The 24,211-nt window shown below is 62.0% G+C and carries 18 protein-coding genes; 14 read left to right on the top strand and 4 right to left on the bottom strand.

The window, feature by feature from the left end:
* A partial coding sequence (gene typA, locus ACIOVD_RS16345) for a translational GTPase TypA (RefSeq protein WP_401129077.1) occupies window positions 1-1,679 on the top strand: 1,679 nt, incomplete at its 5' end.
* A 203-nt stretch (window positions 1,680-1,882) separates the two neighbouring features.
* Here the strand turns inward: typA and ACIOVD_RS16340 are convergent.
* A complete protein-coding gene (locus ACIOVD_RS16340; RefSeq protein ID WP_095167337.1) occupies window positions 1,883-2,317 on the bottom strand; it encodes a YkgJ family cysteine cluster protein in 435 nt (144 codons plus the stop codon).
* A 216-nt stretch (window positions 2,318-2,533) separates the two neighbouring features.
* Between ACIOVD_RS16340 and ACIOVD_RS16335 the strand changes: the two genes are divergently transcribed.
* From ACIOVD_RS16335 to ACIOVD_RS16315, 5 genes are all read left to right on the top strand, one after another.
* Window positions 2,534-4,984, top strand: a complete 2,451-nt coding sequence (locus ACIOVD_RS16335; RefSeq protein WP_095167336.1) for a glycogen/starch/alpha-glucan phosphorylase — start codon at window positions 2,534-2,536, stop codon at window positions 4,982-4,984.
* Window positions 4,985-5,091: 107 nt separating this feature from the next.
* Window positions 5,092-8,655: a DUF2339 domain-containing protein gene (locus ACIOVD_RS16330; RefSeq protein ID WP_401129074.1), complete on the top strand. Its 3,564-nt coding sequence runs from the start codon at window positions 5,092-5,094 to the stop codon at window positions 8,653-8,655.
* Entirely contained in the window at window positions 8,652-10,022 is a 1,371-nt protein-coding gene (locus ACIOVD_RS16325) for a DUF3999 domain-containing protein (RefSeq protein WP_401129072.1), read from the top strand. Before ACIOVD_RS16330 ends, ACIOVD_RS16325 begins: the two co-directional genes overlap by 4 nt.
* Before the next feature lie 138 nt (window positions 10,023-10,160).
* Window positions 10,161-11,171: a class 1 fructose-bisphosphatase gene (locus ACIOVD_RS16320; RefSeq protein WP_095167333.1), complete on the top strand. Its 1,011-nt coding sequence runs from the start codon at window positions 10,161-10,163 to the stop codon at window positions 11,169-11,171.
* A 3-nt stretch (window positions 11,172-11,174) separates the two neighbouring features.
* Complete coding sequence (locus tag ACIOVD_RS16315; protein ID WP_401129070.1) at window positions 11,175-11,777, top strand: DUF924 family protein; 603 nt, start codon at window positions 11,175-11,177, stop codon at window positions 11,775-11,777.
* Between the two features lie 100 nt (window positions 11,778-11,877).
* Here the strand turns inward: ACIOVD_RS16315 and ACIOVD_RS16310 are convergent, their stop codons facing one another.
* Window positions 11,878-12,117 (bottom strand): hypothetical protein, encoded by a 240-nt coding sequence (locus ACIOVD_RS16310; RefSeq protein WP_401129068.1) that lies wholly within the window; start codon window positions 12,115-12,117, stop codon window positions 11,878-11,880.
* Window positions 12,118-12,145: 28 nt separating this feature from the next.
* Here ACIOVD_RS16310 and ACIOVD_RS16305 point away from each other — a divergent pair, with 28 nt between their 5' ends.
* Window positions 12,146-12,400, top strand: a complete 255-nt coding sequence (locus tag ACIOVD_RS16305; protein ID WP_095167330.1) for a hypothetical protein — start codon at window positions 12,146-12,148, stop codon at window positions 12,398-12,400.
* A 31-nt stretch (window positions 12,401-12,431) separates the two neighbouring features.
* The gene (locus tag ACIOVD_RS16300; protein ID WP_095167329.1) at window positions 12,432-13,001 is read left to right on the top strand and encodes a lipocalin family protein; all 570 of its coding nucleotides are present in this window, start codon (window positions 12,432-12,434) and stop codon (window positions 12,999-13,001) included.
* 79 nt (window positions 13,002-13,080) lie between these two features.
* Here the strand turns inward: ACIOVD_RS16300 and ACIOVD_RS16295 are convergent, their stop codons facing one another.
* A complete protein-coding gene (locus tag ACIOVD_RS16295) occupies window positions 13,081-14,445 on the bottom strand; it encodes a formimidoylglutamate deiminase (protein WP_401129065.1) in 1,365 nt (454 codons plus the stop codon).
* A 187-nt stretch (window positions 14,446-14,632) separates the two neighbouring features.
* Between ACIOVD_RS16295 and hutC the strand changes: the two genes are divergently transcribed.
* Window positions 14,633-15,301 (top strand): histidine utilization repressor, encoded by a 669-nt coding sequence (gene hutC / locus ACIOVD_RS16290; RefSeq protein WP_232534619.1) that lies wholly within the window; start codon window positions 14,633-14,635, stop codon window positions 15,299-15,301.
* Window positions 15,302-15,315: 14 nt separating this feature from the next.
* Window positions 15,316-15,888, top strand: coding sequence for a HutD family protein (locus ACIOVD_RS16285; protein WP_320333449.1), 573 nt, complete (start codon window positions 15,316-15,318; stop codon window positions 15,886-15,888).
* Window positions 15,889-15,894: 6 nt separating this feature from the next.
* Here ACIOVD_RS16285 and ACIOVD_RS16280 read toward each other — a convergent pair whose 3' ends face one another.
* Window positions 15,895-17,538, bottom strand: coding sequence for a methyl-accepting chemotaxis protein (locus ACIOVD_RS16280; protein WP_401129063.1), 1,644 nt, complete (start codon window positions 17,536-17,538; stop codon window positions 15,895-15,897).
* Window positions 17,539-17,987: 449 nt separating this feature from the next.
* On the opposite strand from ACIOVD_RS16280, the gene hutU reads away from it, so the two are divergent.
* The 4 genes from hutU to hutI all read left to right on the top strand — a co-directional run bounded on the left by hutU (window position 17,988) and on the right by hutI (window position 24,201).
* Window positions 17,988-19,670: a urocanate hydratase gene (hutU, locus tag ACIOVD_RS16275; RefSeq protein WP_095167322.1), complete on the top strand. Its 1,683-nt coding sequence runs from the start codon at window positions 17,988-17,990 to the stop codon at window positions 19,668-19,670.
* Window positions 19,671-19,923: 253 nt separating this feature from the next.
* A complete protein-coding gene (gene hutH, locus ACIOVD_RS16270; RefSeq protein ID WP_095167320.1) occupies window positions 19,924-21,462 on the top strand; it encodes a histidine ammonia-lyase in 1,539 nt (512 codons plus the stop codon).
* A gap of 106 nt (window positions 21,463-21,568) precedes the next feature.
* Entirely contained in the window at window positions 21,569-22,978 is a 1,410-nt protein-coding gene (locus ACIOVD_RS16265) for an amino acid permease (RefSeq protein ID WP_095167318.1), read from the top strand.
* A gap of 17 nt (window positions 22,979-22,995) precedes the next feature.
* Window positions 22,996-24,201 carry an imidazolonepropionase gene (hutI, locus tag ACIOVD_RS16260; protein WP_401129060.1) on the top strand — a complete coding sequence of 402 codons (1,206 nt, stop codon included), beginning with the start codon at window positions 22,996-22,998 and terminating at the stop codon, window positions 24,199-24,201.
* The last annotated feature ends 10 nt before the right edge of the window (window positions 24,202-24,211 follow it).

Below are 24,211 nucleotides of genomic sequence, written 5' to 3'. Positions count from 1 at the left end.
AGGAGAAAGAGCGCGGTATTACCATTCTGGCGAAAAACACCGCCATCAACTGGAACGGCTACCACATCAACATCGTGGACACCCCGGGCCACGCCGACTTCGGCGGCGAAGTTGAACGTGTAATGTCGATGGTTGACTCCGTTCTGCTGCTGGTTGACGCTCAAGACGGCCCTATGCCGCAAACCCGTTTCGTGACCAAGAAGGCTTTCGAAGCCGGCCTGCGTCCAATCGTGGTAATCAACAAGGTTGACCGTCCAGGCGCACGTCCGGACTGGGTTCTGGACCAGATCTTCGACCTGTTCGACAACCTGGGTGCTACCGAAGAACAGCTGGACTTCAAAGTGGTTTACGCCTCTGCCCTGAACGGCATTGCAGGTCTGGACCACACCGACATGGCTGAAGACATGACCCCGCTGTACCAGTCGATCGTCGACAACGTACCTGCGCCGAAAGTCGACCGTGACGGTCCGTTCCAGATGCAGATCTCCGCTCTGGACTACAACAGCTTCCTGGGTGTTATCGGCGTTGGCCGTATCGCTCGTGGTCGCGTCAAGCCGAACACTCCGGTCGTGGCTATCGATGCCGACGGCAAGAAGCGTAACGGTCGTATCCTCAAGCTGATGGGTCACCACGGCCTGCACCGCATCGACGTTGAAGAAGCAGCTGCCGGCGACATCGTCTGCATCAGCGGCTTCGACCAGCTGTTCATCTCCGACACTCTGTGCGACCCACTGAACGTCGAAGCAATGACTCCGCTGACCGTTGACGAACCAACCGTTTCCATGACCTTCCAGGTAAACGACTCGCCTTTCTGCGGTAAAGAAGGCAAGTTCGTGACCAGCCGTAACATCAAGGAACGTCTGGACAAAGAGCTGCTGTACAACGTTGCTCTGCGCGTTGAAGAAGGCGACTCGGCTGACAAGTTCAAAGTATCCGGCCGTGGTGAGCTGCACCTCTCGGTACTGATCGAAACCATGCGTCGCGAAGGCTTCGAAATGGGTGTTGGTCGTCCGGAAGTGATCATCCGCATGGTTGACGGCGTCAAGCACGAACCGTACGAAAACGTGACCATCGACCTGCCGGAAGAATCGCAAGGTTCGATCATGGAGCAGATCGGTATCCGTAAGGGCGACCTGACCAACATGGTTCCGGATGGCAAGGGCCGTGTGCGCCTTGAGTACAACATCCCGGCCCGTGGCCTGATCGGTTTCCGTAACGAGTTCCTGACCCTGACCTCCGGTGCAGGCATCCTGACCTCGATCTTCGACCGTTACGACGTGATGAAGTCCGGCGACATGTCCGGCCGTCAGAACGGCGTGCTGGTATCGGTTGCTACCGGTAAGGCGCTGACCTACTCGCTGGAAACCCTGCAGTCGCGTGGCAAGCTGTTCATCGAACACGGCCAGGACATCTATGAAGGTCAAATCGTTGGCTTGAACAGCCGCGACAACGACCTGGGTGTTAACCCGACTAAAGGCAAGAAGCTCGACAACATGCGTGCTTCGGGTAAAGACGAAACCATCGCTCTGGTTCCGCCTGTACGTTTCACTCTGGAGCAAGCTCTGGAATTCGTACAAGAAGACGAGCTGTGTGAAGTCACTCCTAAGTCCATCCGTCTTCGTAAGAAGATCCTGGGCGAAAGCGAGCGTACCCGCGCTGCCAAGAAGTCCAATAACTAAGTCACTTAGTTAGCGGGCAAAAAAACGCCCCCGACCGCAAGGTCGGGGGCGTTTTTTTTTGTCTGGGATTATGTGATGACTGTGTGGGCCTTATCGCTGGCAAGCCAGCTCCCACAATTTACCGCGTTCAGCCAGGCAACTCGGTCCGTGTGGGAGCCGGGCTTGCCCGCGATGAGGGCCTTTGGAGCCATACAAAATCCAGATCAGAACTTGTCCAGCGTCCGCCGTTGGGTATCGCGCACCACTTCCTTGGGCTTGTAGGCGCAGTAGCCTGGTCGTGGGCCGATCTTGGGGTGATTGCGGCAGGTATCCGGGCGCTTGTCATAAATAGTGCAGAAACGGCTCTTACGATCCAGATACAGGCAATCGTTGTTGCTCATGCGCTGGAGCGTGAAGATTTCCGATTTCTGGTTGTAACGCTCGACGATCCCTTCCTTTTGCAGGCGCTTGGCGATGTTCTTCGGCGGGTCGCCGCGTTCGAACTCATCGACGATGCCGATGCGGATCAGATCCTTGATCTTGACCTCCACTGGCAGCGTGCAGCAGCTGGACACGCAGCCGCCGCACATATGGCTGGAGTATTTCTGCCAGGTCTCGAGGCGGTCGAGTTCCGCGGCGGCGATCAGTTGAGGCTTCATCAGGGTTCCAAGGGGGAGCGTTGTATCCGGGCGCGGGATGATACGGGATTGGTGGTTTTTTGAACAACTTTTTCAAGGATCCGGCACGCCCCCTGCATCCTTTTGTTTCTGAACCGCTCAATTCAGGTGATTGTGCAAAACACCCGAACCAGCGACTGCACCGTTTGTCAGACCGTCTAGGCTCAGTCAATTCCATGCTCGCCCGAGGCCCTATCGATGACTCAAGAACCACTTGTTCGCGAAGCTGAGGTGGCCGCATTTCGCGAAGCCGTCCTGACCAAACTCACCTATGCCGTCGGCAAGGATCCGGATCACGCCTTCGACCACGACTGGTTCGAGGCCATTGCGCTGGCAGCGCGCGATCACATGGTCGAGCACTGGATGGACCATACGCGGCAGATTTACCGCAAAGGCCAGAAGCGGGTGTACTACCTGTCGCTGGAATTCCTCATCGGCCGCCTGCTCTACGACAGCCTGAGCAACCTGGGCCTGCTCGACGTAGCCCGCGAGGCCTTGACCGAGCTGGGGGTCGACCTGGAGCGGATCCGCCTGCTGGAGCCGGACGCCGCTTTGGGCAACGGTGGTCTCGGCCGCCTGGCCGCGTGTTTCATGGAAAGCATGTCGACCCTGGGCATCGCCGGGCATGGCTACGGCATTCGTTATGAGCACGGCCTGTTCCGCCAGGCGATTGTCGATGGCTGGCAGCAGGAGCAGACCGAGCACTGGCTGGATTTCGGCAACCCCTGGGAGTTCGAGCGGCCGGAGGTGATCTACCCGATCGGTTTTGGCGGCAGTGTCGAGACCGTCATCGATGCCGGCGGCAAGAGCAAGCAAGTCTGGACGCCTTCGGAAACGGTGCGCGCGGTGGCGTACGACACTCCCGTGGTCGGTTGGCGCGGAGCCAGCGTCAACACCTTGCGCCTGTGGCGGGCACGGGCCATGGAGGACCTGCACCTGGAGCGCTTCAACGCCGGTGACCACTTGGGCGCGGTGGCCGAAGTGGCCCGGGCCGAAAGCATCTCCCGGGTGCTTTACCCGGCCGACAGCACCGAAGCGGGGCAAGAACTGCGCCTGCGCCAGGAGTACTTCTTTGTCGCCGCGTCCCTGCAGGACCTGCTCCGGCGCCATCGCAACATGCACAGCTCGGTGCTGACCCTGGGCGATCATGCGGCGATCCAGCTCAACGATACGCACCCCTCGATTGCCGTGGCCGAGCTGATGCGCCAACTGGTCGACATCTACGACGTGGAGTGGGATGCGGCCTGGCAGGTCACGGTCGATACCCTGTCCTACACCAACCACACGCTGTTGCCCGAAGCGCTGGAAACCTGGCCGGTAGGGCTGATGGAGCGGATGCTGCCGCGGCACATGCAGATCATCTACCTGATCAACGCCCAGCACATCGACTCATTGCGGGCCAAGGGCATCCACGACTTCGACGTGCTGCGCGCGGTGTCGCTGATCGAGGAAGACAACGGCCGCCGGGTGCGCATGGGCAACCTGGCGTTCCTCGGCTCCCATAGCGTCAACGGCGTGTCCGGCCTGCACACGCAACTGATGCGCAGCACGGTATTTTCCGAGCTGCACAAGCTCTACCCCGAGCGGATCAACAACAAGACCAACGGCATCACCTTCCGCCGCTGGCTGTACCAGGCCAACCCGGAACTGACCTCGATGATGGTCGATGCCCTGGGGCCGGAGCTGCTGGATAACCCCGAGCAACTGTTGCAGGGCCTGGAGCCGTTTGCCGAGAAAGCGGCGTTCCGCAAGCAGTTCGCCGAGCAGCGGCTGCACAGCAAGAAAGCCCTGGCCTATTTGATTCACGAGCGCCTGGGGATTGCGGTCAACCCGGCGGCGCTGTTCGACGTGCAGGTCAAGCGGATCCACGAGTACAAGCGCCAGTTGCTCAACCTGTTGCACACGGTGGCGCTGTACCAGGCGATTCGCGCCGAGCCTGAGACCGACTGGGTGCCGCGGGTGAAGATCTTCGCCGGCAAGGCGGCGGCCAGTTATCACCAGGCCAAGCTGATCATCAAGTTGACCAACGACATCGCCCGCACAGTGAACAACGACCCGACCGTGCGCGGCCTGCTGAAAGTGGTGTTCCTGCCCAACTACAACGTCAGCCTGGCCGAAAGCATCATTCCGGCGGCCGACCTGTCGGAGCAGATCTCCACCGCCGGCTTCGAGGCGTCCGGCACCAGCAACATGAAGTTCGGCCTCAATGGCGCCCTGACCATCGGCACCCTGGACGGGGCCAACGTGGAAATGTGCGAGCGCATCGGTGCCGAGCACATGTTCATCTTTGGCCTGAGTGCCCAGCAGGTCGAGGCGCGCAAGCAGAACCACGAGTTCCACGCCGCCCCGGACATTGCCGCCTCGCACCGGCTCAATGACGTGTTGCAGGCAATTCGCAGCGGGGTGTTCTCGCCGGATGATCCGGCGCGCTACACCGGCCTGATCGACTCCTTGATCGAGTACGACCGCTTCCTGGTCTGTGCCGACTTCGACTCCTACTGGGCCGCGCAGATGCGCGTCGAGACCCTTTGGCACGACTCCAAGGAGTGGTGGCGTTCAGCGGTGCTCAACAGTTCGCGGATGGGCTGGTTTTCCTCGGATCGGACCATCCGCGAGTACGCCACGGATATCTGGAAGGCGCTGGAGTAGGGGAGGCCTTTAAGAAAAGTCTCGTAGTTCGGGTGGGAGGGATCGATATACTGGTGTAGCGGGCCAATCGCAGCCTGCGGCAGCTCCTACGCGAAGGGATATCGACCATGCAATGGATGTTCATGCTGATTGGGCTGGTGCTCGGCTGGCTGCTCGATGAGTCGTTCAGCGACGCCTTGATCGGTGCGCTGATCGGGCTGGGTGCTGGCCAGGCGTTTGTGCTGCAACGCTTGAATGCGCAAGCTTTGCAGCAGGGGCGTGAATTGAAGCTGGCCCAGGTGGCCTTGGGTGCGGTCGAGCAGCGCCTGGCCTCGCTGGAGGGCGGCGGCGTTGCTGCCGAGCCGCTCTCCCATGCTGAGACTGTCCCGGCGCCAGCGCCTCAACTCGAGCCAACGCCTGCCGCGTCCGAGCTGGTCTGGGAGCTACCGCCTGAAATCAACATGGCCCAAGCCAGTGTCGAGTCTGCACCGGTCGACCTGTGGACGCCCCAGCCTGAGCCATTCGCCGCTCCCCAGCCCCCGGCGCCTCGCGCGCCCAACTTGTTCGACCGCGCCATCGCCGGTGCGCGTGACTGGCTGTTTGGCGGCAACACGGTGCTGCGAGTGGGTGTGGTGCTGCTGTTCTTCGGCCTGGCGTTTCTGCTGCGCTACGCCACCGAGGGCATGGTGGTGCCGATCGAGTTGCGCTATGCCGGCGTTGCAGCGGCGGCCCTGGCCTTGCTGGGGCTGGGGTGGTGGCTGCGGCTGCGCAACACCCAGTACGCGTTGATCCTCCAGGGCACCGGGATTGCCGTGTTGTACCTGACCGTGTTCGCCGCCATGCGCTTGCACCCTTTGCTCAATCCGACGGCGGCCCTCGGCCTGCTGGTGGCGGTGACGGTGTTTTCGGCGATCCTGGCGATCACCCAGGACTCCCTGGCCCTGGCCTGCGCCGCGGCATTGGGCGGATTCGCCGCACCCATCCTGACCTCCACCGGTGCCGGCAACCATGTCGCGCTGTTCAGTTACTTCGCCCTGCTCAACGCCGGCATCCTCGGCATCGCCTGGTTCAAGGCCTGGCGCCTGCTGAACCTGATTGGCTTCGTCGGCACCTTCGGCATCGGCCTGGCCTGGGGCTTGCGCTCCTATACCCCGGAACTGCTGTGGAGCACCGAGCCGTTCCTGATGCTGTTCTTCCTGATGTACCTGGCCATCGGCCTGCTGTTCGCCCGGCGCAAGTTGCTGGAGATCAGCGACGCCCCGCTGGACGGCGACCGCGAAGCACTGCTGCACTGGTCGGCGCGCAAGGGCGACTACGTCGACGGCACGCTGCTGTTCGGCCCGCCGCTGGTGGGCTTTGGCTTGCAGTTCGCGCTGGTGCATCACCTGGAGTTCGCAGCGGCCTTCAGTGCGCTGCTGCTGGGTTTTATCTACATGGGCCTGGCCCGCGTACTCAGTGGCGGGCGCGCGCTGTTGCTGGGTGAGACGTGCCTGGCGCTGGGGGTGATCTTTGCCAGCCTGGCCATTCCCCTGGGTCTGGATGCACGTTGGACGGCCGCCGCTTGGGCCGTCGAGGGCGCGGGTATCTATTGGCTCGGCTTGCGCCAGCAGCGGCCGCTGGCACGGGCCTTTGCCTTGCTGCTGCAGTTGGGCTCGGCGCTGGCATTCCTCAGCGAGCTGGATGTCGGCGTCAGCAGCCTGATCGAGGGGGCACCGCTGGGCGCCTTGATGCTCGGCCTGGCGTTGTTGTTCACCTTCTATCAGTTGCGCACCGCCGCGCCCGGGCACAGCCATGCCTGGGAGCGCCAAGGCCTGCCGGTATTGGCCTGCGCCGGCCTGACGTTCCTTTATCTGTTGGCACCGCTGTTCTTCTTCACCCAGGGCACGGCCATCAGTTGGGCCCTGGCGGGATTGGCGACCTTGTTCGTCGGCCTGCGCCTGCAATCACGCACTTTCCTGTTCACCGCGTTTGCCGTGCAACTGCTCGGTGGCGTGCTGTTCCTGCTACGGCTGCAGGGTGCCAGCGGCGATTCGACGGCGGTGTTCAACACCGGCTGGAGCGGTTTGCTGGCCGCATCGTTGATTGGCCTGGCATTGATCGGCGGGATGCTGTTCGCCGCCCGCGACAGCATGGTGCGCAGCGATCTGCGCTTGCTGCGCGGCTTGTCACTGGTGTTATTGGCGGGCCTGGCGCTGATCAACCTGGCGGTGTTGTTTGTCCTGCCCTGGCAAACCGCGAGTGCGGTGTGGGCCGCCAGTGGGGTGTTGATCATCTGGTTGAGCCTGTACTTGCAGCAGCGCCTGAGTTTTGTCTTTGGCCTGGTGTTGCAGGTGATCGGCGGCGCGGCGTTCCTGATCGCCGGCCCGGACTTGCTCGGGCCTCTGGATCACCAAGGCTTGCGGCCGCTGGCCCATGGCGGGTTCTGGACGCCCATGGTGCTGGGGCTGGCGGCGATGGTCGGGGCCTGGCGCTTGCAGGTGGGCAACCATGCCAGTGCGTTTGATGCCTTGAGCCTGCGGCGCTTGTCCGAGTTGCTGTTGGCGTGGGGCGCGGCCTGGTGGGCATTGGCCCTGCTGACCGAGGTGTTGCGTTTTGCGCCGGTGCAGTTGTCTGGCGCGCTGTTGCTGGGCTGCGCAGCGTTGAGTGTGGCGCTGTGGACTTGGCTGGCCTTGCGCCTGAACTGGTCGGCCCTGGGCATCCTGTGCACGCTGTTGATCCCGGCGGCCAGTCTGTTGTTGTGGGCGGCGTCCCATGGGCGTTATCACCCGGCGGCGAATTTCGGCTGGCTGGCGTGGGCGGCGGTGTTCGCCGTGCATTTCGTTTCGTTGCGGCGTCTGGCGCCGATGCTCGTGCAACCGGTGGCGAGCGTGGCTCATGTGCTGGGTTGCTGGCTGTTGATCGGGGTGTTGGCGCTGGAGTTACGCTACGGCCTGCTGGTGCTGTCCGAGCAGTACAATGCCTGGCGTTGGTTGGGCTGGGCGATTCTGCCGAGCCTGTACCTGGTGCTGATGGCCGCGCCACGTGCCTGGCCGTGGCCGGTGTCGGCCTATGCCCGCGAGTACCGGCTGTATGCCGCGCTGCCCTTGGCGGTGCTGATGCTGGGCTGGTTCTGGTTGGCCAACACGGTCAGCTCCGGCAACGCCGAGCCGTTGCCCTACGTGCCGCTACTGAACCCACTGGATATCGGCCTGCTGTTCGCCTTGTTCGGCGTCTATGTGTGGTCGCACAGTGCCCAGGGCCAATTGGCCATCCGCTTCGAGCACGCCGGGCTCGCCAGCGAAGTTGTGGTTGGGGTGTCGCTGTTCGCGTTCTTCACCGCCGTGGTGATGCGCAGCGCCCACCATTGGGGTGGCGTGCCATATGAGCTGGATGCATTGCTCGGGTCGATGCTGGTGCAGGCCAGCCTGTCGCTGGTCTGGACCCTGATCGCCCTCGGCCTGATGATCGGCGGGCACCTGCGCAAACGTCGGGAAGTCTGGCTGGTGGGCGCGGCGCTGATCGCGCTGGTGGTGGCCAAACTGGTGTTTGTCGAGTTGAGCAACCGCGGTGGGCTGGCACGCATCGTGTCGTTCATTGGCGTTGGCGTATTGCTGCTGGTGGTCGGCTACTTTGCGCCGCTGCCGCCCAAACGAATCGAAGCTGCGCCTGAGCCGCATGAAGCGGCCAATGAATCTGAAGGAGTGTCGTCTTGAACATGATGTTGAGCCCGCGCTGGCTGGCTGTGCTTGGATGCTGCATGGTGCTGTCGGCGCAGGCCGCGCAAACCGCGGCGAACTTCGCCACTCACGTGCCGCTGACCCTCAGCGGCGAAGGCCCCTGGTACCGCCTCGATTTGCCCCTGGCCGTGCAACTGCACGCCCATCAGAGCGATCTGGCGGATGTGCGAGTGTTCAATGCCGCCGGTGAAGTGCAGGCCTATTCGCTGACGCGCGAGCAAGCGCCCAGTGGTGAGAGCCTGCAACTGCATGAGGTCAAGTGGTTCCCGTTGTACGACTCGGCCGATGCCGGCTCGGCGGTGCCGAACGTGCGTGTGTTGTCCAATGCCGCCGGCACCCTGGTGCAGGTGCAACCGTCCAGCCAGCTGGAGGCCGGTGAGGAAGTGCGCCGTGGCTGGCTGCTGGACGCCAGTGCAATCAAGGCGCCGTTGCAGCAATTGATCCTCGACTGGTCCAGCGAGCAGGACGGTTTCCAGCGATTCAGTATCGAAGCCAGTGACGATTTACAGAACTGGCAGGCCTGGGGCGAAGGGCAAGTGGCGCGCCTGTCGTTTGCCGACGAACGGGTCGAGCAGCATGAAGTCGCGCTGCCTGGCCAACGGGCGCGTTACCTGCGTCTGCTGTGGCAAACCCCGCAGGCGGCCCCGGTACTGACCTCGGCGCTGTTGCAGAGCCTGACCACCAGCAGCCCGGCGCAGCCCCTGGTGTGGTCCGAGCCGGTGGCCGGCAGCCGTACCCCGGCCGGTGAATACACCTGGCAGTTGCCGATGGGCCTGCGTGTCGAACGCCTCCAGGTGCAATTGACCGAAGCCAACAGCCTGGCGCCGGTGTCGCTGGCCGGGCGTCGCGACGCCAGCCTGCCTTGGCAGACCGTGAGCAGCGGTTTGCTCTACCGCCTGACCCAGAACGGCCAGGACGTGGTGCAGGACCAGTTGCAGCTGCCAGGACAGGTAGTGCAGCAGTTGAAATTGACCGTCGATGATCGCGGTGGCGGTTTGGGTGCCGAAGCGCCCAGCGTGCGTTATGCGGTGCGCGCGACCCAGTTGGTATTCCTCGCCCGGGGTGCCGGGCCTTACCGCCTGGCACTGGGCAGCAGCAGTGAAAAAACCGCGAGCCTGCCGTTGGCTACCCTGATCCCGGACATCAGCCCCAAGCGCCTGGAGAGTCTCGGCCGGGCCCGGATCGAGGAGGGCACGCTGGTGACTCCGCCGGTCGTAGTGCCGCCTCTGGCCCAAGGGACCGACTGGAAGAAGCTGGGCCTGTGGGCTGTACTGTTGCTCAGCGTGCTGTTCCTGGCGGCCATGGCCTTCAGTTTGTTACGCAAGCCGGCGGTCAAACCCTGATCCCAATCTACGTTTTTGCTACTACGCTCAACCCGGCGCATGAACTCTGTCAGGCGAATCTCGTCTGATAAGAGCAATTGCGTAACGACTCGCGTTAAACTGCGCGGGTTTTTAGCCCCCACTTCTCCGGAGCCTTACATGTCCCGCGTTACCCTGAGTCGCTATTTGATCGAGCAGACCCGTAGCAACAACACTCCTGCCGATCTGCGTTTCCTGATCGAAGTAGTGGCGCGAGCTTGCAAGGAAATCAGCCACGCCGTCTCCAAAGGCGCCCTGGGCGGTGTTCTGGGCAGCATGGGCACTGAAAACGTGCAAGGCGAAGTGCAGAAGAAGCTCGACGTGATCTCCAACGAGATCCTGCTCGAAGCCAACGAATGGGGCGGTCACCTGGCCGGCATGGCGTCCGAAGAAATGGACAATGCCTACCAGATCCCGGGCAAGTACCCGAAAGGCGCATACCTGCTGGTATTCGACCCACTGGACGGTTCGTCGAACATCGACATCAACGCCCCGGTCGGCACGATCTTCTCGGTACTGCGTTGCCCGAACGAGTACCTGACCCAGAACGAACCCCTGAATGAAAAAGCCTTCCTGCAGCCAGGCACCCAGCAGGTAGCTGCCGGTTATGCCATCTATGGTCCACAGACCATGCTGGTGCTGACCCTGGGCGACGGCGTCAAGGGCTTCACCCTGGACCGTGAAATGGGCAGCTTCGTGCTGACCCACGAAGACATCACCATTCCTGCGGCCACCCAGGAATTCGCCATCAACATGTCCAACCAGCGTCACTGGGAAGCTCCGGTACAACGCTACGTGGAAGAGTTGCTGGCTGGCGAAGAAGGCCCGCTGAAAAAGAACTACAACATGCGTTGGGTTGCCGCGATGGTCGCGGACGTGCACCGCATCCTGACCCGTGGCGGTCTGTTCATGTACCCGCGCGACAGCCGCGAGCCGTCCAAGCCGGGCAAGCTGCGCCTGATGTACGAAGCCAACCCGATGTCGTTCCTGGTGGAACAGGCTGGCGGTGCGTCCACCGACGGTCACCAGCGCATCCTCGACATCCAGCCCGATGGCCTGCACCAGCGCGTAGCGGTGTTCCTCGGCTCGAAAGAAGAAGTCGAACGCGCCACGGCTTACCACAAGGAATAAACCATGACCGCGCCCTGGTTGCCGTTGCTCCAATGGTGGTTCGGTACAGCCGACAACCCCAACGAAGTGGCGGCGCAACAGGGCGGTCTGTGGTTCGGCAAGCGTGACAGCCAGGACCGTGAGGCGCGTGAGCGTTTTGCGGACCTGGTGGACCAGGCACTGGCCGGCGGATTGACCGAGTGGACGCAACGTCCCGAAGGTTGGCTGGCCCTGGTGTTGTTGCTCGACCAATTGCCGCGCATGATCTATCGCGATACCCCCGCTGCATTTTCCGGTGACCTGCGTGCCCAGCAGCTTGTGGCGCAAGGCATAGCCGCGGATTTCGATCGGCAGTTGCCAGCGATCCAGCGCGTCTTTATCTACCTGGTGTTCGAGCACTGCGAGCATCTGGCGGTGCAGAACGAGGCGATTTCGCGTTTTGCCGACTTGCTGGCCGAGCAGCCCCAGGCACAGCGCGAGGTGTTTGCCGATAACCTCGATTACGCCGAACGGCATCAAAAGATCATCGCGCGGTTTGGCCGCTTTCCCCATCGCAATGCGATCCTGGGGCGTGAGAGTACGCCCGAAGAGCTCGCGTTTTTGCGTGAGCCGGGGTCGCGGTTCTAGCTTTTTGTTGTTGCTGATGCCGCCATCGCGGGCAAGCCGCAAGCGGGCGCCCGCTCCCACAGGGATCTCTGTCGTACACACTATTTGTGTCCACCGAAGATCATTGTGGGAGCGGGCTTGCCCGCGATGAGGTCGGTGACAGCTCTTCGATCATCTTTTGCACTGACTGCACCACGACGGCAAAGATGAGACGGGTTTGGCAAAAAACGACGAAATGTCGTACACCGCAAAAAGGTGTCCGATTCGAGCCTTGAGCGTCGATCTGACCGTTCAAGAAATACCCGCCTGCGGTGGGAACCAGATGGGCGATTTCTCTTCTAAGCTTTTGGTTGGCAGCCATGCCAGCGTCTCTTTCCAGGAGTTTCACCATGTCGCTGCGATCTATCGCCTTGCTGTCGTTTTGCGTGCTGTTGGCCGCATGCAGCAAGGTCAACCAGGAAAACTACTCGAAACTTTCGGCGGGCATGCCCAAGGCCGAGGTCGAAACCCTGCTGGGCAAACCGGCCGATTGTTCCGGCGCATTGGGGATGTCCAGCTGCACCTGGGGCGACAAGAACAGCTTTATCAGCGTGCAGTTTGCCGGTGACAAAGTGTTGATGTTTTCCGGGCAAGGCCTGAAGTAAACCGGGGCCAAGCGCCCACGGGAGAAAAATAATGATGCGGTTTGTATTAGTTCTTTTAGCCGGTCTGTTCTTGGCCGGCTGTGCCACCTCTGGCGATGATTCGCTGGCACCGAAAACGGCCAATAACGTCAACCTCAAGCGTTACCAGGGCAAATGGTACGAGTTGGCGCGCATGCCCATGTACTTCCAGCGCAACTGCGCCCAGTCCGAGGCCCATTACGCCCTCAAGCCTGACGGTGACATGGACGTGCTCAACCGCTGCCTGACGCCAGAATGGACCTGGGAAGAAGCCCGGGGCACGGCGACGCCGCAGGTGCCGGGCAAGACCGACAAGCTGTGGGTGAATTTCGATAACTGGTTTACCCGCCTGTTGCCGGGAGTGGTCAAGGGCGATTACTGGGTGCTGTACGTCAGCGATGACTATCAGACCGCGATCGTCGGCAACCCCAACCGCCGCTACCTCTGGCTGCTGTCACGCAAGCCGGAGGTCAACGCCGAGACCCGTGAAGAACTGCTGAGCAGGGCGCGTCAGCAGGGCTACGACACCACTCGCCTGATCTGGCGTGTGTCGGATACGCGGATGGCCAAGACCTCGAAGTAACCGTAGAAACGAGGCTTGCCCGCGATGGCGAATGTGTCGCCGCCATCGTGGGCAGGCCTTGCTCCTGCAAGAGCGGGTATCAGCCCAGCAGGTCGCGCAACACCTGGGTAAACGCCCGGTTGCTCTCTTCTTCGCCAGCATGATGGCCGTGACGCACCACCCACTTGCCGTTGACCAGCACGTCGCGGACCTGACGGTCGCCGCCAGCAAACAGCCAGCGGTTGAGAATGGCGTCGCCACTGGCGGTCGCCAGGTAAGGATCATTGCCATCGAGCACCAGCCAATCGGCGCGCTTACCAACCTCAAGGGCGCCAATCGGTTGGCCCAGCGCCTGCGCGCCGCCATCGAGCGCGGCGTCGTACAGGGTGCGACCGACCATCGGTTGCTCGGCGCCATACAGGCGGTTACGGCGTTGATCGCGCAGGCGCTGGCCGTATTCCAGCCAGCGTAATTCCTCGACCACACTCAACGACACATGGCTGTCGGAACCGATACCCATGCGCCCGCCCTGGGCGAGGAAGTCCACGGCCGGGAAAATTCCGTCGCCCAGGTTGGCTTCGGTGGTCAGGCACAGGCCGGCGATGGCGCGGCTTCTGGCCATCAAACTGACTTCTTCCGGATTGGCATGGGTCGCGTGCACCAGGCACCAGCGCTGATCGACCTCGGTGTTTTCATACAGCCATTGCAGCGGCCGGCGACCGCTCCAGGCCAGGCAGTCGTCGACTTCCTTCTGCTGTTCGGCGATATGGATATGTACCGGGCACTGCTGGTCGCTGGCGGCCAGCACGTCGCTGATCTGCTGTGGTGTCACCGCACGCAACGAGTGGAAACACAAACCCAGGCGCTGTGCCGGCTGTTGCGCCACGACCGGCTGCAAGCGAGCCTGCAGGTCGAGGTAGTTTTGCGTGCTGTTGATAAAGCGGCGCTGGCCGTCGTTCGGCGCCTGGCCACCAAAGCCGGAATGGCTGTACAGCACCGGCAGCAGGGTCAGGCCGATACCGGCGGCGCTGGCGGCCTGGCTGATCTGCAGCGACAGCTCGGCCGGGTCGGCATACGCCTGGCCATTGTGATCGTGGTGCACATAGTGGAATTCGGCGACCGAGGTGTAGCCGCACTTGAGCATTTCGATGTACAGCTGGCGGGCAATCACACCCAACTGATCAGGGCTGATTTTTCCGACGAGGCGATACATCAGGTCGCGCCAGGTCCAGAAACTGTCGTTCGGATTGCCCGCTACTTCTGCCAGCCCGGCCATCGCCCGCTGGAACGCATGGGAGTGCAGGTTGGGCATGCCCGGCAGCAGCGGGCCACTCAGTTGCTCCGCGCCTTGTGCGCTTGCATCGGCCTGGATGTGGGTCAGCAGGCCATCGGCGCCGACCTCAAGACGTACATTGTTGGCCCATCCGTTAGGCAGTAGCGCGCGCTCGGCAAAGAAGGCGGACATGGTTCAGCACCCCATCGTGTGTTATTTGTATATACATATACAGACGTTTGCCTGCTCGGTAAACTCCGGCAAGCTAGTGACTTTCATCCATCAACAAGGATTTCCTGTGCCGACTCCGCCCGCAGTATCGACGCTGAGTGCCAACCTGGGCGACAGTCCGGCGCCCTTGTACGCACGCGTCAAACAGATGATCACCCAGCAGATCGACAGTGGAAACTGGCCGCCGCACTACCGTGTGCCGTCGGAAAGCGAGCTGGTCAGCCAGTTGGGTTTCAGCCGCATGACCATCAACCGCGCCCTGCGCGAGATGACGGCCGACGGCTTGTTGGTGCGCATGCAGGGCGTCGGCACCTTTGTCGCCGAACCCAAGAGCCAGTCCGCTCTGTTTGAAGTGCACAACATTGCCGATGAGATCGCCTCCCGTGGCCACCGCCACACCTGCAAGGTGATCACCCTGGAAGAAGAGGCTGCCGGTTCCGAGCGTGCGCTGGCGCTGGACATGCGCGAAGGGCAGAAGGTCTTCCACTCGCTGATCGTGCATTTCGAGAACGATATTCCGGTGCAGATCGAAGATCGCTTCGTCAACGCCCTGGTGGCGCCGGACTACCTCAAGCAAGACTTCACCCAACAAACGCCATACGCCTACCTGAACCAGGTCGCGCCCCTGACCGAGGGCGAGCACGTGGTCGAGGCGATCCTGGCCGAGTCCAGCGAGTGCAAGTTGCTGCAAATCGAAAAGGGCGAGCCCTGCCTGCTGATTCGTCGGCGCACCTGGTCGGGCCGCCAGCCGGTGACTGCCGCTCGCCTGATCCACCCCGGTTCCCGTCATCGCCTGGAAGGGCGGTTTCATAAATAAGACACGAGGCACCCATGAGTCAGTTGAAGGTCTTGCGCGCGGCCGACTATCCGCGCATGCCGTGGAAGAATGGCGGCGGTAGCACTGAAGAAATCACCCGCGATGCGGGCACCGGCCTGGACGGTTTCGGCTGGCGCCTGTCGATTGCCGATATCGGCGAGTCGGGCGGCTTCTCTACCTTCGCCGGTTATCAGCGGGTGATTACCGTGCTGCAAGGCGCGGGCATGCGCTTGACGGTCGACGGCGAGGACACGCGCCCACTGTTACCGCTGGATCCCTTTGCCTTCAGCGGCGAGAGCCAGGTGTCGTGCACCCTGCTGGGTGGCGCGATCCGCGACTTCAACCTGATCTATGCGCCGCAGCGTTATAGCGCGCGGCTGCAGTGGTTGGAGGGTGAGCAGCGTTTCTTTACTTCAGCGGGCAGCGTGTTGGTGTTCAGTGTCACCGAGCAACTTGAAGTCAGGCTGAGTGAAGGTCCCCAGCAACTGGGTCGCCATGATTGCCTGCAACTGGACGCTAACCGCGGCTTGCTGGAAATTTCCGTCAATGGCCCCTGCTGCGTGATCGAGTTGACGCAGCACCGGTAATGCCGGTTATTCCCGTTCGAGGGTGAAGCCTCGAACGGTGTCTTCCAGCTCACTCGACATCCGTTTGAGCGCATGAGTGGTTGTCACGACGTCCTGTTGTGCCGAGACATTTTCCTCAACACGCTGGGCGACGGTTTCCACATTGCGCGCGACGTCCTCACTGGCTACACGTTGCTCCTGCAAGGCGTGGGAAATCTGCCTGACCGCGTCGAGTGACTGATCCAGCGCGCCTTTTACATCATTCATCGATGCGCCAGCACTGTCGATCAGTTGCTGGCCCTGAAGCACCCGCTCACGACCGGCGCTCATGCTGTTGTTCGCTTTGCGCATGCCGCTCTGGATCGTACTCACCAGCTTCACGATCTCGGCGGTGGAGCGGGTCGTGCGGATCGCCAGCTCGCGTACTTCTTCGGCAACTACGGCAAACCCGCGGCCTTGGTCCCCGGCCCGGGCGGCCTCGATGGCGGCATTGAGTGCGAGCAGGTTGGTTTGTTCGGCGATGCTGTGGATCACGTCGACGATTTTCCCGATGGAATTGGAATGCAGGGTCAGTTGATCGAGATCGCTCGATGTCTGGGTCACCAACTGCGCGATTTGCTGCATTTCGATGATGGATCGGTCCATGGTGGCAATGCCCTGGACGGTGATCTGTTCGGCTTTTTGCGTGGTGTCGCGCGCTTGTACGGCACTCTCGGCGATGTGGGTGATGTTGGCCGACATCTGTTCAGCGGCCGCGGCAATCGAAGACGCTGCACTGGTTTGCTCGGCGGCCTGTTTCAGGCCTTGCTCGGACGAGGTGCCGAGGCTTTTCGTCGAGGCCTCGATGTGCCGCGAGGCCTCGCGAATTTTGCCGATCATGGTGCGCAGGCTGCGCCGCATCGCCTCGACGGACTGCATGACCCCCGTAGTGGTTGCGGTGATGGTTAGCGGATCGAAGAGCTGGCCCTGAGCGATGTGCGTGCTGATGGCGGCCAGTTCGTGAGGCTCGGCACCGAGGTAGCGCAGCAGTCTGGCGCAGAATATCGCGGCGTAGAGGCTGGCGAACAGCAGCGTCAGCGCCAGGACTATAGCCTCCAGCTTCATATAGAAATCGTAGCGGGCGTGACTGAACTCGTACTGTTTTCGGGCCTCTTGCAGTTGAACGTCAGTCAGTTGCGAAAACAGTGAGGTCAACGGGTCGATCAAGGGGTAGAGCTGTCGGGCGGCGAAGCGCTCCAGGTTCGGGTTTGAGATTGAGAGGTCCCTGCTGTTCAGTAGCGCCTGCAAATGCCGCAGCGGAGCTTCGGTTGCCTGCATCAGCGGGGTGATTTCGTCGATCAGTTGCACTTCGTCGGCAATCAAGTGCGTCGACTGGTAGTTGAGCCAGCGTTGTTCGATCTCAGGCAGCGCCAGGCTGATCTGCTCCGCCGCTTGTGCTGCGGTGTAGATGCCGTCCCGGGCCTTGTGTATGGCGTCGACGATCTGCACGGAATACAGCGCGGAAATTTTCTTCAAGTCTTGCAGCGGGATGACCCGGTCGAGGTAAACCGTCTCCAGTCCCTGGACTGTGGAGCGCATCCCGTACAGCCCGAGTGCGCCGATGCACATCAAGCTGGTCAGCAGGGTGCCGGCAAGCAATAGGAGATGGGTTCTGACTTTCCACTGTTTCATTGCGGGTTCCTCGCAGGAGTGACTTCAGGGGGTGGTCATGAAGTCGGCGGGGATCAGTAGCGGTAGAGTCGGACGCATCTAATGAGGTTGTAGGGTGTTTCTGGAATGCGCTGAATTGGGCACTACGTGTTACCGAACGCCCCACCGTGGCGAAAAACCATGTTGCAGTAACATCGGGCATGCCCTCGAAAAACTCCCCACGAAAAAAATCATCCGCGCCAGAGCCCTTGTTCCTGGCGCTCTCCAGCCATTTCAGGGTTTTTCTTGAATGCTTGTCCAGCAAGTTGGCCGCTCGATTGCATATGCTTGTATGTACAAGTAAAGACGTATGCGTATGAGTCACGAAGACTCGACCATCGTCCACAGATTCGCTGGTGTGCATCGTTGTTCGCCGGCTTGCTCGCCCGCCGCCTGGGTTGGTTTGGATTGATTGCTGAGGAGTTCTGTTCGTGACCGAGAATAAGCCTACGAAATACCGTGACGTTGAAATCCGCGCTGCCCGCGGTAACAAACTGACCGCCAAGAGCTGGCTGACCGAAGCGCCGCTGCGCATGTTGATGAACAACCTCGACCCGGAAGTTGCCGAGAACCCTAAAGAACTGGTGGTTTACGGCGGTATCGGTCGCGCAGCGCGTAACTGGGAATGCTACGACAAGATCGTCGAAAGCCTGACCAACCTGAATGACGACGAGACCCTGCTGGTGCAATCCGGCAAGCCGGTCGGCGTATTCAAGACCCACGCCAACGCCCCGCGCGTACTGATCGCCAACTCCAACCTGGTGCCACACTGGGCCAGCTGGGAACACTTCAACGAACTGGATGCCAAGGGCCTGGCCATGTACGGCCAGATGACCGCTGGCAGCTGGATCTACATCGGCAGCCAGGGCATCGTCCAAGGCACCTACGAAACCTTCGTCGAAGCCGGTCGCCAACACTACAACGCTGACCTCAAAGGCCGTTGGGTGCTGACCGCAGGCCTGGGCGGCATGGGTGGCGCCCAGCCTCTGGCTGCAACCCTGGCTGGCGCTTGCTCGCTGAACATCGAATGCCAGCAAGTGAGCATCGACTTCCGCCTGAACAGCCGTTATGTCGATGAGCAAGCCACCGACCTCGACGACGCGCTGGCACGCATCGAAAAATACACCAAGGAAGGCAAGGCGATTTCCATCGCGCTGCTGGGCAACGCGGCAGAGATCCTGCCGGAACTGGTCAAGCGTGGCGTACGCCCGGACATGGTCACCGACCAGACCAGCGCCCACGACCCACTGAACGGCTACCTGCCGGCCGGCTGGACCTGGGAAGAGTACCGCGCCCGTGCCAAGACCGAGCCGGCTGCCGTGGTCAAAGCCGCCAAGCAATCGATGGCGGTGCACGTCAAGGCGATGCTCGACTTCCAGAAAATGGGGATTCCGACCTTCGACTACGGCAACAACATCCGTCAGATGGCGCAAGAAGAAGGCGTGGAAAACGCCTTCGACTTCCCAGGCTTCGTACCGGCCTACATCCGTCCGCTGTTCTGCCGTGGCATCGGCCCGTTCCGTTGGGCTGCACTGTCGGGCAACGCTGAAGACATCTACAAGACCGACGCCAAGGTCAAGGAACTGATCCCGGACGACGCGCACCTGCACAACTGGCTGGACATGGCGCGCGAGCGCATCAGCTTCCAGGGTCTGCCGGCACGTATCTGCTGGGTTGGCCTGGGCCTGCGCGCCAAGCTGGGCCTGGCGTTCAACGAAATGGTGCGCAGCGGCGAGCTGTCAGCACCGATCGTGATCGGCCGCGACCACCTGGACTCCGGTTCGGTATCGAGCCCGAACCGCGAAACCGAATCGATGCAGGACGGTTCCGATGCCGTGTCCGACTGGCCACTGCTCAACGCCCTGCTCAACACCGCGAGCGGCGCGACCTGGGTTTCCCTGCACCACGGCGGCGGCGTCGGCATGGGCTTCTCCCAGCACTCGGGCATGGTGATCGTCTGCGACGGTACCGACGAAGCGGCTGAGCGTATCGCTCGTGTCCTGCACAACGACCCGGCCACTGGCGTAATGCGCCACGCCGACGCCGGTTACCAGATCGCGATCGACTGCGCCAAAGAACAGGGCCTGAACCTGCCGATGATCACCGGCCAGTAACGCACTACCCGCAGGAGCCGGCGGGCAGCCAGCTCCTGCATCAGTGATGTCGGCAGAGATTGCTTGTGCAGGCTGAAAACCGTGGATTAATGACCATGCTGTTGAAAGACCCGGCCTCGCTGCAAGAGACATTTGCCGATTTGTACTGACTTCTAACCAAGACCAGCGTGCCAAGGCGCCACCCCTCAAAAGCGGGAAGCGACGGACAACGGATACTTCCGGAGCGTCTGGTTAATAAACTCTCAAAAGGAGAATGAATGTGACTGCGCTGAACCTAATCCCAGGCCAACTGAGCCTTGCCCAACTGCGTGCCGTGTATCAGCAGCCGGTGCGTGTGACCCTGGACGACAGTGCTTCGGCACAGATCGACGCCAGCGTGGCCTGCGTGGAACAGATCCTCGCGGAAAACCGCACCGCCTACGGCATCAACACCGGTTTCGGCCTGCTGGCCTCGACCCGCATTGCCAGCGAAGACCTGGAAAACCTGCAGCGCTCCCTGGTGCTGTCCCACGCCGCCGGTGTTGGCGAGCCGATCAGCGATGCGCTGGTGCGCCTGATCATGGTGCTCAAAGTCAACAGCCTGAGCCGTGGTTTCTCCGGCATTCGCCGGGTGGTGATCGACGCCCTGATCACCCTGATCAATGCCGAGGTGTACCCGCACATCCCGCTCAAAGGCTCGGTCGGTGCATCCGGTGACCTCGCGCCCCTGGCCCACATGTCGCTGGTCCTGCTGGGCGAAGGCAAGGCCCGTTACAAGGGTGAATGGCTGGAAGCGACCGAGGCGCTGAAAGTCGCCGGCCTGGCGCCGCTGACCCTGGCTGCCAAAGAAGGCCTGGCGCTGCTGAACGGCACCCAGGTATCGACGGCCTACGCCTTGCGTGGTCTGTTTGAAGGTGAAGACCTGTTCGCCGGTGCCCTGGCACTGGGCGGCCTGACCGTGGAAGCCGTGCTGGGTTCGCGCTCGCCGTTTGACGCACGCATCCACGCTGCCCGTGGCCAGAAGGGCCAGATCGACGCGGCCGCAGCCTACCGCGACCTGCTGGGCGAGCGCAGTGAAGTGTCTGATTCGCACCAGAACTGCGACAAGGTCCAGGACCCGTACTCCCTGCGTTGCCAGCCGCAAGTCATGGGCGCCTGCCTGACCCAGTTCCGCCAGGCCGCTGAAGTGCTGGCCGTCGAAGCCAACGCCGTGTCCGACAACCCGCTGGTTTTCGCCAGCGAAGGCGATGTGATCTCCGGCGGCAACTTCCACGCCGAGCCAGTGGCGATGGCCGCTGACAACATGGCCCTGGCCATCGCGGAAATCGGCTCCCTGAGCGAGCGCCGCATTTCGTTGATGATGGACAAGCACATGTCGCAACTGCCGCCGTTCCTGGTGGCCAACGGTGGCGTCAACTCCGGCTTCATGATCGCCCAGGTGACTGCGGCGGCCCTGGCCAGCGAAAACAAGGCCCTGGCGCACCCGCATTCGGTAGATAGCCTGCCGACTTCGGCCAACCAGGAAGACCACGTGTCCATGGCCCCGGCGGCAGGTAAGCGCCTGTGGGAAATGGCTGAAAACACCCGTGGCGTTCTCGCAGTCGAGTGGCTGGCTGCCTGCCAGGGCCTGGACCTGCGCGACGGCCTGAAAACCTCGTCGAAACTGGAAAAAGCCCGCAGCACCTTGCGCGCCAAAGTGCCGTTCTACGAGAAGGACCGCTTCTTCGCGCCGGACATCAACGCCGCCAGCGAGCTGCTGGCTTCGCGTTGCTTGAATGAACTGGTGACGGCGAAGTTGCTGCCGAGCCTGTAAGCGCCCCATCGCGGGCAAGCCGGCTCCCACAAGGATTGCGCTGAACCTGTGGGAGCAGGTTTGCCTGCGAATCGATTTGCTTCGACAAAAATAATAGGGACGAGCAATGCAACAGCCAGACAAAGGCTTGAAACGCGGGCTATCCGCCCGACATATTCGCTTCATGGCACTGGGGTCGGCGATCGGCACCGGGCTTTTCTACGGTTCCGCCTCGGCCATCCAGATGGCCGGGCCGGCCGTGCTGCTGGCCTACCTGATTGGTGGCGCAGCGGTGTTCATGGTCATGCGCGCCCTGGGCGAGATGGCCGTGCATAACCCGGTCTCGGGTTCCTTTGGCCATTACGCCAGCACCTACCTGGGGCCCATGTCCGGCTTCATCCTGGGCTGGACCTACGCCTTCGAGATGATCATCGTCTGCCTGGCCGACGTCACGGCCTTCGGCATCTACATGGGCTTCTGGTTCCCGGAAGTCGCGCGCTGGATCTGGGTGCTGGGCATCGTGCTGCTGATCGGCGGGCTGAACCTGTGCAACGTCAAGGTCTTCGGTGAGATGGAGTTCTGGCTGTCGCTGCTGAAAGTCGCCGCCATCGTCGCGATGATTCTCGGCGGTTTTGGCATCATGCTCTTCGGCATCGGCACGGCCAGCACTGAAACGGCTCCCGGCCTGAGCAATCTGTGGGCCCACGGTGGTTTCATGCCTAATGGCATCGGCGGTGTGATTGCCTCCCTGGCGGTGGTGATGTTCGCATTCGGCGGCATCGAGATCATCGGTATCACTGCCGGTGAAGCCAAGGACCCACAACGGGTGATTCCACGGGCGATCAATGCGGTGCCTCTGCGGATCCTGCTGTTCTACGTGCTGACCCTGTTTGTGTTGATGGCGATCTACCCATGGCCACAGATTGGCAGCCAGGGCAGCCCGTTCGTGCAGATCTTCGACAGCCTGGGCATCGGCGCGGCGGCAACTGTGCTTAACATCGTGGTGATCTCGGCGGCAGTATCGGCGATCAACAGCGATATCTTCGGTGCCGGACGCATGATGTACGGCCTGGCGCAGCAGGGCCACGCACCCAAGGGGTTTGCCCAGCTGTCGAAACAGGGCGTGCCGTGGATGACCGTGGTGGTCATGGGCGCAGCGTTGCTGGGCGGCGTGGTGTTGAACTACCTGATCCCCAAGGATGTGTTCCTGGTGATCGCCTCGATCGCGACTTTCGCCACCGTCTGGGTGTGGTTGATGATCCTGGTGACCCAAGTGGCCATGCGTCGTTCGATGACCCGCGAGCAAGTCGCCGAGCTGAAATTCCCGGTACCGTTCTGGCCTTATGCGCCGGCGGCCGCGATAGTGTTCATGCTGTTTGTATTTGGTGTGCTGGGTTACTTCCCGAGCACCCAGGCAGCGCTGGTAGTCGGTGCGGTGTGGATCGTCTTGCTGGTGATTGCTTATAAATTGTGGGTCAAGCCGGCTGCCCCAACGGCGGTCGAGGTGAGTCGCGACCCTTCCATGTCCCATCGATAACCTAACGGAGGCCTGGGATGAAAACTCTCTGGCAACACTGCCACGTTGCAAGCATGGCCCAAGGCACTTACTCGATCATCGAGGATGCCGCCATCGTGACGTCAGGTGCGCACATTGAGTGGATCGGCCCACGTAGCGAGCTGCCGTCGGATTATTACCCCGAGGTCCATGACCTCGCGGGGGCCTGGGTGACCCCGGGCCTGATCGACTGCCACACGCACACGGTGTTTGGCGGCAACCGCAGTGGCGAATTCGAGCAGCGCCTGCAAGGGGTCAGCTATGCCGAGATCGCTGCCGCCGGCGGGGGCATCGCCAGCACCGTGCGCGCGACCCGTGCCGCAACGGAGGACCAACTGTTCGCCAGTGCCGCCAAGCGCCTGAAAAGCCTGCTGCGCGACGGCGTCACCAGCATCGAGATCAAGTCTGGCTACGGTCTGGACCTGGTCAGCGAGCGCAAGATGCTGCGTGTCGCCCGGCGCCTCGGTGAGGCGTTTGCGGTCAGCGTGCGCACTACCTGCCTGGCGGCCCACGCCTTGCCACCGGAGTACGCCGATCGCAGCGACGACTACATCGAGCATATCTGCAACGAGATGCTCCCGGCCCTGGCGGCTGAAGGGCTGGTGGATGCGGTGGATGCGTTCTGCGAATACCTGGCGTTCTCGCCGGCACAGGTGGAGCGGGTGTTCATCGCCGCGCAGAAGCTGGGTCTGCCAGTGAAGCTGCACGCCGAGCAGTTGTCGTCGTTGCATGGCTCCAGCCTGGCGGCGCGTTATCAGGCGTTGTCGGCCGATCACCTGGAGTTCATGACCGAAGACGACGCCATCGCCATGGCCGCGGCCGGTACGGTAGCCGTACTGCTGCCTGGGGCGTTCTACTTCCTGCGCGAAACCCAGTTGCCGCCGATGGATGCCCTGCGCAAGCACGAAGTGAAAATCGCCATCGCCAGCGACCTCAACCCCGGCACGTCGCCGGCCCTGTCGGTGCGCCTGATGCTGAACATGGCCTGCACCTGCTTTCGTATGACACCGGAGGAAGCCTTGGCTGGCGCGACAATCCACGCCGCCACTGCGCTGGGCATGGCCGACACCCACGGTTCGCTGGAAGTGGGTAAGGTTGCCGACTTCGTCGCCTGGCAGATCGATCGTCCGGCCGACCTGTCGTACTGGTTGGGTGGTGACCTGGAAAAACGCGTCGTGCGTCACGGCGTTGAAGTCGAGATTTAGGAGAGCAGCT

The organism is Pseudomonas sp. NPDC087626 (genome assembly GCF_044743405.1).
Classification (GTDB): domain Bacteria; phylum Pseudomonadota; class Gammaproteobacteria; order Pseudomonadales; family Pseudomonadaceae; genus Aquipseudomonas.
Note: the sequence above shows the minus strand (reverse complement) of the source record. Positions and strands in the feature narration are given on the sequence as shown.